This is a genomic window from Pseudomonas sp. JV414 (assembly GCF_032424305.1).
In the GTDB taxonomy this organism is placed as follows: domain Bacteria; phylum Pseudomonadota; class Gammaproteobacteria; order Pseudomonadales; family Pseudomonadaceae; genus Aquipseudomonas; species Aquipseudomonas lini.
The window spans coordinates 766,434-777,730 of record NZ_VYKC01000022.1 but is presented as its reverse complement, the minus strand read 5'-3'; the positions used below and the strand labels follow the sequence as shown (position 1 = coordinate 777,730).

Genomic DNA, 11,297 nt, shown 5'->3' with positions numbered 1-11,297 from the left:
AAAGGCGTTTTAGAGAAGGCTGGATTTGAGCTCGATAAACCGGCGTGTCGCCAACAGACCGGCAGGATGGGCATGCCGATGGGGCGAGAGCCACGGCATCAACACCGGCATCTGCTCGTGCCCGCTCAGACCGTTCAGCGCGGTTTGCAGGTGCTGGATATCCGGATCGGTGTCCGGCACCGGCGTCTGCGCCGTAACGCTGCTGCCGCGCCTTACCGCTGCGACTGGACGCCCCGACTTCCAGTCGCCAGCAATCCAGTCATGCAGCAACTGTTTTTCGTAAGGGCTGAATACGCCGAACATTGCCGCGCCAGCGCCGTCGATCAATTGCCAGAAATGACTGGCCTTCGGGTTTTGGTGGCGCTTGATCCAGCCCTTGTTTTCCAGGGCCGTCAGTAATCCTGGCAACTGCTCAGGTGAAGACAGCCATTGATTGACGGTCTTGCCTTCAAAACGGCTGTAATCGGAATGCATGTGCTGGCCGAACGGGCGTTTGCGTTCAAGCATGCTCAGTACTTCGCTGTCGAGGTCGAACGACTCGATGATTGCCCGGCTGCCCAGCCCTAGGTCATTGAGCTGATAACCCAGCGCCACCCGCCGCAAAAAATCATCGCGGTCGCCTTCCACCGGGAGCAATTGCAGCACCGATTGCACCGCCTTGTGGGCATGCCCGGTGCTGGCATTGTCGATGGTCACGTGGAGCGTGAAGTAAAGCGGATCGATGCCCAGTTCGCTGAGTTCATAAGCACTGATCAACAAGTGCAGCGGCAGCTGTTCATAGCCGAGGTTGTAGCCGATCACTTCCGGCAAATACTCGTCGGCGCAATAGCCTAGCGCCAGTTGAATCGCGCCTTGCAGGTAGCGCTCATCGGCAAGCGCGGCAGTGTCTTGCAGGCCATGTTCGGCCAGCAGCTTGCGGTAGATCACCACATGATTCTGCGCCGGATTGCCCTCTCCCAACTCTTCCAGATAGGTGCACAACAGACCATCGAAACGCGGGTCGCGCCAGTGCCGCAACAGGCCATAAAGCCAGGCGCCATCCACCAGTTTGGTCGGGGTAACCGCCTGCAGGAAAAACAGCGCATGCGCCTTATTGCTGAAGAACTGTCGCGCCCCACCCGCCTTGCGTTGCTTAAGGTAGTCGGCGTATTGCCGGGCCACGTCGACGCTGTGCTGTTCGACCCAGTTTTGCAACGTCGAGAGATCCCGTGGCATCTGTTCAGGCAGGTGCGCCGCTTGCTGCAATTGCTCTTGCAGAAAGCATCCGGCTAGCGCGTGTTTTTGCGCGTCATTGTTATCGCTCAGCAACAACTGTTCATAGAGCGACTTGACGCCGCCAGCGACAGTTATCGCGTGTTCGTGGGCAGGCCGGGATTCAAGTCGTGACAGGGCAGTCATGGAATAATTATCTCGCTCTGCGGCCAGTGGCAGGACGCTGGATCAGCACGTCTCTATCAGCAGAGCGGCGGTGCCTGAAAAAAATTCCATTTGCGTTGAAATTGGCCGGACAGACGGGCCAGCGCCGGGGCACTTGCTCGCGGCGCAGTGAATATACTCAGCGCAGGGGGATTTATGCCTCGGAGAGCAAATCATGCGAACGGTTCACGTCATCGAAGCCGGGAAAACGCCCGCGCCGGTCAAAGTTGTTGGAGAGACAATCACTATTCTTGCCGGCGACGATCTGACCAAACCCTTTGAAATGCACATCCAGGAAGGTGTGCAGGGTGGCGGGCCACCGCTGCACTTTCACCCTTGGGACGAGGCGTTTTATGTCATCGACGGGCAGATCGAAGTGACCGTCGCGGGTCAATCCACCATCGTCTCGACCGGGGGTTACGTACACATCCCCGCTGGGTCGATCCATGCTTACAAGAACATCAGCCCCACCGCGAAAATCATTGGCGTGGTTTCCGATCCGCGTGGCGGTCAGTTTTTTGCGGCGTTGGATCAGCTCAAAGTGCCTGAAGACCTGCCTCGGATACTGGAGATATCTGAAGGCTTCGGCGTTACGTTTCTGCTACCGAAATCACCGGCCGCATCCCCTCTTGATTAACGGATGTACATAATTTCCGTAGGAGCTGCCGCAGGCTGCGATCTTTTGATCTTTGGCATTCTCAAAACCGCTGAAAATCAACAGATCGCAGGCTTCGCCAGCTCCTACGCCGACCGCATGCACCCCTGAGGTACGCCATCTCCGTAGGAACCAGGGAACGCTCAGGCAGCGCCGCCCTTGGCCTGCTGCTCCAGATGTACCTGCAACTCGGGCTCGATCTTCAACGCCGCAGCCAATTCATCCAGATAGTTGCGTTCGGCGTCCTGTTGATCGTCCACCAACATCACGCTGGCCAGGTACATTTCGGCGGCCATGCCCGGGTCTTGGGCGGACTGCGCCACATCGGCGGCATCCAGCGGCCGGGCGACTTCGTCATCGAGCCATTGCTGCAGTTGCGGATCGTCGGTGTGGCGGCCGATTTCGGTGCTGATCATGTGTTTCTCGGCATCATCGATGCGGCCATCGGCCTTGGCGGCGGCGATCAAGGCACGAAGGATAGCGTGGCTGTGGTCTTCGATTTCCGGGCCTGACAACAGGTCCACGGTGCGCGGCGCCTGCTGTGGTGCCGAAGCCTGGCTGCGTTGCCAGGCCTGATACGCCTGGAACGCCATCATCCCCAAAGAAGCCAATGCCGCGTAGTTGGTGCCACCTGAGCGCGTTTGCGTCGAACCGCCCATGGGTGATCCGCCGCCCAGCAAACCACCGAGCAAACCACCCAAGCCTCCGCCGCCCGCACCGACACCCGCGCCACGCCCTAACAGACCACCAAGCAACCCGCCAAGATCGCCCAAACCTCCTTGAGCTGACGCCGCATCGCCCCTTTGTTGCGACTGCGAGCCTTGGCTAGCCCGCAGTAATTGCTCAAGCAAATCGCTGGTGTTCATGACGACGTCCTCATCAATGGGCAGAAACTCAGTCAGGCAACGATAGTCCTCGCCAGACATTCCGCCAACTCCGTCTGGCTGACGTCATGGGTGTTGCCCCTGCCCTTCACACTCCTGACAGAAACTGACACCGCCTCCTTTTATGCTGCGCCCACCTTGAATGGAGCAGCCCCTATGATCACTCCCCGTTATATTTTGCTTTTCGTGGAAAACCCCGCCGTCAGTGCACGGTTCTATGAGTTTCTGCTGGAGCGCAAGCCCGTGGAAGAGTCGCCGACCTTCGCGCTATTTGTCCTGGAGGGCGGCTACAAACTGGGGCTCTGGTCACGGCATACCGCCGAACCAACAGCGCAAGCGACGGGCGGCGGGACCGAGCTGGCGTTCCCGGTGGAATCCGCCGAGCAGGTCGATGCGCTGTTTGCCGATTGGAGCGCGCTCGGGCTGACCATGGTGCAAGCGCCGACAGAGCTGGACTTCGGTCGTACCTTCGTCGCGCTTGACCCGGATAACCATCGGCTGCGCGTGTTCCACCCCTCGCTGAGCTGACGCCCGTCCCGGCATCGGTCGGGCGCAGGCGTACAGCACTTTAATTCTTGCCCCGGATATTTCCGGGGTATTTTTTTGTGCGGCGGCTAAGATTCATAGGTGGTGAACCTTATTCCCGAAAATCCGGTCGATACCTGCAACCCGACCCGGTTTGCCGACGCCCTCAACAGAGGGTGATAACTGGCTTGCTTCACTTTCTGGAGAACGCCCCCGTGATATCCACTGTACACATTGCCAGGCTCAAAGCATGGGGCGCCCATGGTTTTACCGCCACTGGCGTGGTCACTGCCTTCCTCGCGACCCTCGCCTTGTTGGAAAACCAACCCACCAATTGCCTGCTGTGGCTGGGCGTGGCGCTGATCGTCGACGGTCTGGACGGCGCGCTGGCACGCAAGGTCAATGTGCAATCGGTGCTGCCAAGTTTCGACGGTTCGATCCTCGACCTGGTGATCGACTACCTGACCTACGTGTTTATCCCGGCACTGTTCATCTACCGTTACATCCCGTTGCCGGACTACACCCTGCTGCTGACCGTGTCGCTGATTCTGGTGTCGTCGCTGTTTTGCTTCTGCAACGTCAACATGAAGAGCAAAGACAACTACTTCCAGGGCTTTCCCGCCGCATGGAACGTGGTCGCGTTGTGCCTGTACATCATCGACCCATCGCCATGGATTACCTTTCTCACCGTCATCGGCCTGGCGCTGTTGACCGTGACCCGAATGAAGTTCCTGCACCCGTTCCGTGTGCGCCAGTTCATGCCGATCAACATTGCCGTGACGGCCATCTGGCTGCTGTGCAGCTTGTCGCTGGTGGTCAACCACCCGGTTATCAACCCGCTGGTGATGGGCTTGTGGCTGCTGATGTCGGCGTATTTCCTGGGGATCTGCTTCTGGCGCACGGCGCTGGAGTGGTTCGACAGCTCGCGGCTCAAATAGGCACTGCGATCATGCCCATCCACATCGTCCAGCTCGGCTCACCCCGCACCGCGAATGAAGGACTGCGCCTGGGCACGGTACGCCGCCCGCCTCGGGGTGTGCCGAAAGCCGAATTTGCCAGTCGGGATTTTTACGACCTGTGGCAACCGCTGCTGTCCCCCAGCCCCGAGTTGGTCGCTGAAGCCAAAGCGGCTGAAGACGCCAAAGCCTGGGGAGCCTTCAAGCGCAAATTCAAGGCCGAGATGAACGAACCCACGCCCAGCCAGATGCTCGACCTGCTGGCCGCCCTCTCCCATCAAACGTCGCTGGCTTTGGGGTGTTATTGCGAGGAAGAGGCGCACTGCCACCGTTCCGTATTACGGGAATTGCTGGAGGCACGGGGCGCGAAGGTTGTTTAGATAAAGAAAACACCACAAATCCCCTGTAGGAGCGAGCGGTGCGGCGATCCGACTTGCCCGCGAAGAAGCCAACCCATTCAGCATCATGATGACTGACACACCGCCATCGCGAGCAAGCTCGCTCCCACAGTAGAACTCCGGCGCGACGCCCATCGCATGAACACCGCTGATCCCTTGTGGGGGCGAGCCTGCTCGCGGTTGCCATCAGTGATTCACAGGCGTGGTTGTGCTCGGCTTGCGGGTTTGGTTGCTTCTTTGGGGATGGATGGATTGGGGTAATGATCAAGCCCCCGGTCAGCTACCAACCTCAACCAAAAGCCTTGTCAGCCACACAATTTCGGACGATTCTGATTAGCCATCACGGAAGACATGCTTAGGCATATCAGGAGAATGACCATGCCAGTGCGATTCAGGAAATCCATCAAGCTTGCTCCAGGAATCCGCATGAATCTGAGTGGCTCAGGAGTGGGATGGACACTTGGCCCACGGGGTTCCTCCATTGGAATCAGTAAGAGAGGTACACGCTTAAACAGTAGTTTCATGGGGTTTTCTTCCAGTCAAAAACTCACTGGCCCCAAAAAGTCGTCCAGACCTGCAATCGATTCCAAGTCCCAAACGCTGATCTCCCTGACGTGCGAAGTGGACGACGAGGGAAATTTGTCTTTTCGTGATGCCAATGGTGATGAGCTCCCTGAACACGTCATTGACGCTGCGAAAAAGCAAAATCGGGAAGTCATCCTTTCCTTCATTCAACGCAAATGCGATGACATCAATAACGGCATTGAACTGCTCAGTAACATTCACCTCGACACCCCTAATTGTCTTTCCCGTCCAACCTTTACCCCTATGGCTTTCGACGAACCAGAGCCAACACAGCGAAGCCCTAAAAAACCATCACTGTGGGATCGACTGTTCAAAAAGCGGATGCAGCGGATTACGGACCAGAATGCCCATCTTCATGCCGCTTATCAGGTCGAGTTATATGATTGGCAGCAGCGCAAGGATCTCTTTTATCAACAGGCAGAAATCCATAAGCACATCATTGAGAAAGGAATCTATAACAACACGGCAGACATGGAAGTATGGCTGGAGGACGTTCTACAAGGCATTACCTGGCCTCGTGAAACCTTGGCTTCATTCGAGATTACTGAGTCAGGTGATAGCGTTTTGTTTGATGTGGATTTTCCGGAACTGGAGCACATGCCGGGAAACACAGCTACTGTGCCGGTCAGAGGCCTGAAGCTTGCCGTTAAACCGATGTCCCCAACAGCAATTCAGAAGCTCTACATGGCACACATCCACGGTGTGGCATTCAGAATCATCGGTGAGACCTTCGCCGCCCTGCCTTTGGCTAACACAGTAGTTCTGTCGGGCTACTCGCAACGACCGAATAAAGCCACAGGACGGGTGGGTGATGAATACCTATTGTCGGTGCGCGTAACAAGGAACGAATGGATGAAAATTGCTTTCGATCAATTGGCTCATATTGATGTAGTAGCGTCACTTGAACAATTTGAGCTACGCCGTCAGATGTCCAAGACCGGGATTTTCAAGCCCATTGAGCCTTTTAGTAACTGACACTTCACCCAGAATCCCGGTGCCTGACAATGGGTGCCAAAGACACAAGGAATGAGGTCTTCAAGTGAACACTCAGATTCGAACCGCAACCCCCGAGGATGCGCCAGCCATAAGCCGGGTTATCGTTCAGTCGCTGCGCCGCTCCAATGCCCAGGATTACCCAGCCGAAGTGATTACTCAGGTAGAGAAAAGCTTTTCAACCGAGGCCATTCTCTCCTTACTCACTCAACGCCAGGTCTTTGTCGCAACCATCGATCAATGTGTAATCGCCACCGCCAGCCTTGATCGCGACGTTGTGCGCAGCGTCTTCGTCGAGCCACAGCATCAAGGCAATGGTATTGGCGGGCAATTGATGGCAATGATTCGAACCGTCGCCATCAATAACAAAATCGAGATGTTACGTGTCCCATCCTCGATTACCGCAGAAGGTTTTTACTTCAAGTTGGGCTTTCGAAAAGTTCGCGATGAACTCCATGGTACCGAGCGCACGATTGTCATGGAGCAGGCCATTAATTACTCGTAAGGGCTGTATCTGCTTGAGGTGTGTCAGACCAGACCTTTATCGACTGGAAGGCCGTCATCGCGAGCAGGCTCGCTCCCACAATAAAACGTCGGCGTAACACCCATCGCATCAACACCACAAATCCCTGTAGGAGCGAGGCTTGCCCGCGAAGAGGACAGCCCATTCAGCATCCATATCGACTGCCCCACCGCTATCGCGGGCAAGCCCGTCCCACATTAGAACTCCGGCGTACCCCCATCGCATGAACACCGCCGATTCCGTTACTTGCATTGGAGCATTGCACTGCCTTGTACGGCCCGTTCGAGCGGCCAAGCCCCCCAGAGACGGATCATGGTCAATAATCAAGGGATTGAGATGTATTAAACGACCACCGTCTGCTCGTTTACCCACGGGAGGTTTGTCATGTCTGGTCAAGCACGTTTCATGCTGGTCGCCTCGCCCCTGATGGAACACAGCCCCGCCTTCGACCGGGCCGCTGCACTGGCCAAGGCTGAGGATGCGGCCTTGCACATCGTGGCTTTCGATTATCTGGAAGGCCTGGCGACCGCCGGCTTGGTCAATGAAAAGGCTCTGGAGCAGATGCGTCTGGGGTACGTCGAGCGCCACCGCCAGTGGCTTGAGGAACAGGCCCGCCCCCTGCGCAAGATCGGTGTGCATGTCACCACTGAGGTGGCCTGGGTCGAACGCCCGCTGGAAGAAATCCTGACCCACCTCAAAGAGCAGCCGATGGATGTGCTGATCAAGGCGCTGGAACATCAATCGCGGCTGTCGCGGCTGGTATTTACCCCTCTCGACGTGCATTTACTGCGCGAATGCCCGGTGCCGCTGCACTTCGTCAGCCATGCCATTCATGCGTTGCCTCGCAAGATCGTTGCGGCGGTCGACCCCTTCCATAGCGATGATCAATACAAAAGCTTCAACGACCGGATTCTGCACGAAGCGTCAAAACTGGCGAGCGCCTGTAATGCCGAGCTCGACGTGGTGTACGCCTATGACCTTTCGTCTATCAGCTCGGACGAATTCAGCTTCGAAAACGGTTCGGCGTTTTTCGCTTCGGACAAACCCAAGACCCTGTTCAACTTCCAGGAGGATGCCTTCAACGAATTGGCCGCGCGCAATGGCATCGCCCCGGAGCAACGGCACATGCTCATGGGCAGCCCGACCAAGGTGCTGACTCGCTACGCCGATACCAATAATGTCGACGTGATTGTCATGGGCCGAGTCGGCCATCGCGGCATGGGCCGGTTGATCGGCAGCACGGTGGAACATCTGCTGTACAAAATGCCGTGCAGTGTGTGGGTGGTGTACACCGAGCGACTGGATGAGTGATTGCGCCGCACGCGGTCCCCTGTAGGAGCAGCCGAAGGCTGCGATCTTTTGATCTTCAAGACCAAAATCAAAAGATCGCAGCCTTCGGCAGCTCCTACAGGGACCGCGTCAGAGGCTCAACGCCGTGTAATCACTACCTCCAGGTATTCACTGGGCACCACCAGCGACCGTTCCCCCGCCCTGTTCAGGCGATTCAGCAGTTCGGTCAGGTCGTTTTCCAGGGCCGCACCCTCTTCGGGTGGCAGGGTCGCAAAGGCTTTGTGAACCGGGCCGTACCAGGTACGGAAGGTGTCGATCCAGTGCGCGGCCGAGCGATAGCGGAAGTTGAACAGCCGCCGTGTCACTTGGAGCTGGAAGTCGCGCTGGTCGAAGTGCGAGTTTAACCAGGCTTCGGTGCCCCAGTTCGAAGGTGGTTGCGCTCCCGGCGGTGGCGGCATGTGGCGGCCCAGGGTCTTGAACACCTGGCCGATGTAGCCTTCAGGCGTCCAGTTGGCAAGGCCGATCCGCCCGCCAGGACGGCACACCCGCGCCAGTTCCGCTGCAGCCTTGGGCTGATCGGGCGTAAACATCACGCCAAAGGTTGAAAGCACGGCATCGAAACTGGCGTCCTCGAACGGCAAGTCCTCGGCATCGGCCACCTGAAAGGTCACGTCCAGGTGTTCCGCCCGTGCGCGGTCTTCGCCGCGTTCAAGCAGCTTGGCCACGTAGTCGGTGGACGTGACCTTGCAGCCCCGGCGCGCGGCAGCGAGCGTTGCGTTACCGTTGCCGGCGGCGACGTCCAGCACCTGCTCATCACAGAGCAAATCGCAGGCTTCGGCCAGTTGTTCGCCGACGATCTGTAAGGTGGTGCCGATCACGGCGTAGTCGCCGCTGGCCCACGAGGCCATCTGACGGTTTTTCAGGGCAGTGAGGTCAATGGGGGTACTCATGGAGTCTGCTCCGTTGCGGGTTGGAACACGTCCCGGCTCACTCCGCCGTGGTGGGATCGATGATGTTCATGACCCGGGAAACGCTGTTGATGGGAAATTCACCTTTTTGGGCGTGCTCCCTGATCAGTCCCTCGTTCGGCGCGATGTACACGCAGTAAATCTTGTCGCCAGTGATGTAACTCTCCAGCCACTGCACCTCTGGCCCCATCTCACGTAACACATCGCAGGATTTTTGCGAGATCGCTTTGAGCTCCTGTTGCGGCAGTCCGCCGGCACCCGGAAGCTCGCGTTCAATAATGTATTTAGGCATGGCAACTTCCTTTTCTTGGTGGTGATGAGGGGAGTCGACAGTGACCCCGTCCACAAACTATCGCTCCCGGATACGTCGGCGTCCTGCCGATCGTCCGGAGAATTCACGAAATATGGCATTCTCCGATGCATGGTCAGCTATCTGTAACGCGGCATTAACAGATCGCCTTGCTTCGCCGAAACGGGTTACGCGGCAGGCGCTTTGGCCTCTTCCAGCAGTTGCCGAATCATCTGTTCCTGAGTCTCGTACCGTCCCTCGCCAAAGTGGATGTAACGCACCTGCCCCTTGGTATCGATCAGGTAGTGAGCGGGCCAGTACTGGTTGTCGAAGGCGCGCCAGATCGCATAGTTGTTGTCGATCGCCACCGGGTAGGTGATGCCGAGTTTTTTCACCTGATCGCGGACGTTGTCGATGATGCGTTCGTAACCGTATTCAGGGGTGTGCACGCCGATCACCACCAGGCCGTCCTTCTCATATTTCTTCGCCCAGTCTTTCACGTAGGGCAAGGTGTGCTGGCAGTTGATGCAGTCGTAGGTCCAGAAGTCCACCAGCACCACTTTACCGCGCAGGGAATCATTGCTCAGCGCTGGCGAGTTGAGCCATTCGACCGCGCCGGAAAGTGACGGCATCGGGCCTTTGGCCGTGTCCATGGTCGAGTCGGCCTTGACCTTGCTGATGAAGTAATCGACCACTTTCGGAACGGTTTCAAGCACCCGCTGTTCAACCGTGGTGATGCCTTCGGACGAGGTGCTGGCGAGCAACGTGTTGTCGGCGCCAGTGGAGATGACCGCTGCTGCGACCAACACCGCAGCCCCCGTGCCGCGGCGCAGCCAACCGGTGAGCGGAATCGACGGTTTCAAGCGATTGACCAGGCCGCGACCGGCGAAGATCAAAGTGCCCAGGGACAACGCGCTGCCCAGGCCGTACGCCACCAGCAGCAGACTGGTGTGAGCGTTGGCGCCTTGCAGCATTGCGCCGGTGAGGATCACCCCGAGGATCGGCCCGGCACACGGCGCCCAGAGCAGACCCGTGGCGACGCCGATCATGAGCGAACCAAACGGACCGGAGACTTTGCGAGTGTTGGGATCGATGCGATTGCCCAGCAGCACGAACGGGCGCGCCAGCCAGCCACCGATGCGGGCGGAGATCAGCGACAGGGCGAACAGCACCATCACGATCAGCGCCACATGGCGGCCGGTGTTGCTGGCTTGCACCACCCAATCGCTGCTGACCACGGCCAGGCTGGAGATCAGGGCGAAGGTCAGGGCCATCCCGCCAAGTGTGAGCAGGATCGAAGAACGCGTGCGTTTAACACCGGCAAACAGAAACGGCACGACCGGGAGGATGCAGGGGCTGAGGACGGTCAAAATGCCGCCCAGGAATGCGATGAGAAACATGGGGATCACCTCGAGAATGTGAAGGGCGAAATCACCGCAGTGCCCATGTGGGAGCGGGCTTGCTCGCGAAGGCGGAGTGTCAGTCGACATCAATGTTGAATGTACTGGCCTCTTCGCGAGCAAGCCCGCTCCCACACTGGAACGGCGGGAATTGACAGAACTGTGCCAGGCTTCAGGCCTCCAGTTGCTGGCCCTGTGGCGTCCGGCTGTAGCCATCCTCTGCAACCAGTTGCCCTTGCGGCGTGCGGCTTGAACCATCCTCAGTCAGCAGCGGAGTCAGTTGGAAGCAGGTGCTATTGCCAAAGGTATTTTGTTCAACCGCAGCGTTGGCATGGGCGGCGACGCCCGCTACGGAGAAAACGATGGCGGTCAAAAATCGGGTGACGTTGTTCATGATGTTCTTCCTGTTTCAAAG

13 protein-coding genes are annotated in these 11,297 nt (G+C 57.9%); 7 read left to right on the top strand and 6 right to left on the bottom strand.

Features of this window, described 5'->3' with window-relative positions:
* Positions 1-9: 9 nt before the first annotated feature.
* Entirely contained in the window at positions 10-1,398 is a 1,389-nt protein-coding gene (locus tag F6R97_RS27480) for an iron-containing redox enzyme family protein (protein ID WP_315867416.1), read from the bottom strand.
* A 193-nt stretch (positions 1,399-1,591) separates the two neighbouring features.
* On the opposite strand from F6R97_RS27480, the gene F6R97_RS27475 reads away from it, so the two are divergent.
* A complete protein-coding gene (locus tag F6R97_RS27475) occupies positions 1,592-2,053 on the top strand; it encodes a cupin domain-containing protein (RefSeq protein WP_048394888.1) in 462 nt (153 codons plus the stop codon).
* A gap of 161 nt (positions 2,054-2,214) precedes the next feature.
* Here F6R97_RS27475 and F6R97_RS27470 read toward each other — a convergent pair whose 3' ends face one another.
* Positions 2,215-2,997 (bottom strand): tellurite resistance TerB family protein, encoded by a 783-nt coding sequence (locus F6R97_RS27470; protein ID WP_315867415.1) that lies wholly within the window; start codon positions 2,995-2,997, stop codon positions 2,215-2,217.
* 114 nt (positions 2,998-3,111) lie between these two features.
* Here F6R97_RS27470 and F6R97_RS27465 point away from each other — a divergent pair, with 114 nt between their 5' ends.
* The 6 genes from F6R97_RS27465 (at position 3,112) to F6R97_RS27440 (ending at position 8,246) form a co-directional block, all read left to right on the top strand.
* Positions 3,112-3,483, top strand: coding sequence for a VOC family protein (locus F6R97_RS27465; protein ID WP_315867414.1), 372 nt, complete (start codon positions 3,112-3,114; stop codon positions 3,481-3,483).
* A 212-nt stretch (positions 3,484-3,695) separates the two neighbouring features.
* Entirely contained in the window at positions 3,696-4,418 is a 723-nt protein-coding gene (gene pcsA, locus F6R97_RS27460) for a phosphatidylcholine synthase (RefSeq protein WP_315867413.1), read from the top strand.
* A gap of 11 nt (positions 4,419-4,429) precedes the next feature.
* Positions 4,430-4,816 carry a DUF488 domain-containing protein gene (locus F6R97_RS27455; RefSeq protein WP_315867412.1) on the top strand — a complete coding sequence of 129 codons (387 nt, stop codon included), beginning with the start codon at positions 4,430-4,432 and terminating at the stop codon, positions 4,814-4,816.
* Positions 4,817-5,212: 396 nt separating this feature from the next.
* Positions 5,213-6,394 carry a DUF4236 domain-containing protein gene (locus F6R97_RS27450; protein WP_197282285.1) on the top strand — a complete coding sequence of 394 codons (1,182 nt, stop codon included), beginning with the start codon at positions 5,213-5,215 and terminating at the stop codon, positions 6,392-6,394.
* Positions 6,395-6,458: 64 nt separating this feature from the next.
* Positions 6,459-6,917, top strand: coding sequence for a GNAT family N-acetyltransferase (locus F6R97_RS27445; protein ID WP_048394897.1), 459 nt, complete (start codon positions 6,459-6,461; stop codon positions 6,915-6,917).
* Positions 6,918-7,319: 402 nt separating this feature from the next.
* Positions 7,320-8,246 (top strand): universal stress protein, encoded by a 927-nt coding sequence (locus F6R97_RS27440; protein WP_048394898.1) that lies wholly within the window; start codon positions 7,320-7,322, stop codon positions 8,244-8,246.
* A 116-nt stretch (positions 8,247-8,362) separates the two neighbouring features.
* Here F6R97_RS27440 and F6R97_RS27435 read toward each other — a convergent pair whose 3' ends face one another.
* From F6R97_RS27435 to F6R97_RS27420, 4 genes are all read right to left on the bottom strand, one after another.
* Positions 8,363-9,175, bottom strand: coding sequence for a class I SAM-dependent methyltransferase (locus F6R97_RS27435; protein WP_315867411.1), 813 nt, complete (start codon positions 9,173-9,175; stop codon positions 8,363-8,365).
* 37 nt (positions 9,176-9,212) lie between these two features.
* Positions 9,213-9,485 carry a DUF4242 domain-containing protein gene (locus F6R97_RS27430; protein ID WP_048394902.1) on the bottom strand — a complete coding sequence of 91 codons (273 nt, stop codon included), beginning with the start codon at positions 9,483-9,485 and terminating at the stop codon, positions 9,213-9,215.
* A gap of 185 nt (positions 9,486-9,670) precedes the next feature.
* Entirely contained in the window at positions 9,671-10,882 is a 1,212-nt protein-coding gene (locus F6R97_RS27425) for a cytochrome c biogenesis protein DipZ (protein ID WP_315867410.1), read from the bottom strand.
* Positions 10,883-11,054: 172 nt separating this feature from the next.
* Complete coding sequence (locus F6R97_RS27420; protein ID WP_050681464.1) at positions 11,055-11,276, bottom strand: hypothetical protein; 222 nt, start codon at positions 11,274-11,276, stop codon at positions 11,055-11,057.
* Between the last annotated feature and the right edge of the window lie 21 nt (positions 11,277-11,297).

Excerpts from the sequence above, each read along its gene's own strand:
- F6R97_RS27480 (WP_315867416.1), bottom strand. The coding sequence starts at position 1,398 with ATGACTGCCCTGTCACGACTTGAATCCCGGCCTGCCCACGAACACGCG.
- F6R97_RS27470 (WP_315867415.1), bottom strand. The coding sequence starts at position 2,997 with ATGTCTGGCGAGGACTATCGTTGCCTGACTGAGTTTCTGCCCATTGAT.
- F6R97_RS27425 (WP_315867410.1), bottom strand. The coding sequence starts at position 10,882 with ATGTTTCTCATCGCATTCCTGGGCGGCATTTTGACCGTCCTCAGCCCC.
- F6R97_RS27450 (WP_197282285.1), top strand. The coding sequence starts at position 5,213 with ATGCCAGTGCGATTCAGGAAATCCATCAAGCTTGCTCCAGGAATCCGC.
- F6R97_RS27475 (WP_048394888.1), top strand. The coding sequence starts at position 1,592 with ATGCGAACGGTTCACGTCATCGAAGCCGGGAAAACGCCCGCGCCGGTC.
- F6R97_RS27465 (WP_315867414.1), top strand. The coding sequence starts at position 3,112 with ATGATCACTCCCCGTTATATTTTGCTTTTCGTGGAAAACCCCGCCGTC.
- F6R97_RS27455 (WP_315867412.1), top strand. The coding sequence starts at position 4,430 with ATGCCCATCCACATCGTCCAGCTCGGCTCACCCCGCACCGCGAATGAA.
- F6R97_RS27430 (WP_048394902.1), bottom strand. The coding sequence starts at position 9,485 with ATGCCTAAATACATTATTGAACGCGAGCTTCCGGGTGCCGGCGGACTG.
- F6R97_RS27440 (WP_048394898.1), top strand. The coding sequence starts at position 7,320 with ATGTCTGGTCAAGCACGTTTCATGCTGGTCGCCTCGCCCCTGATGGAA.
- F6R97_RS27435 (WP_315867411.1), bottom strand. The coding sequence starts at position 9,175 with ATGAGTACCCCCATTGACCTCACTGCCCTGAAAAACCGTCAGATGGCC.
- F6R97_RS27420 (WP_050681464.1), bottom strand. The coding sequence starts at position 11,276 with ATGAACAACGTCACCCGATTTTTGACCGCCATCGTTTTCTCCGTAGCG.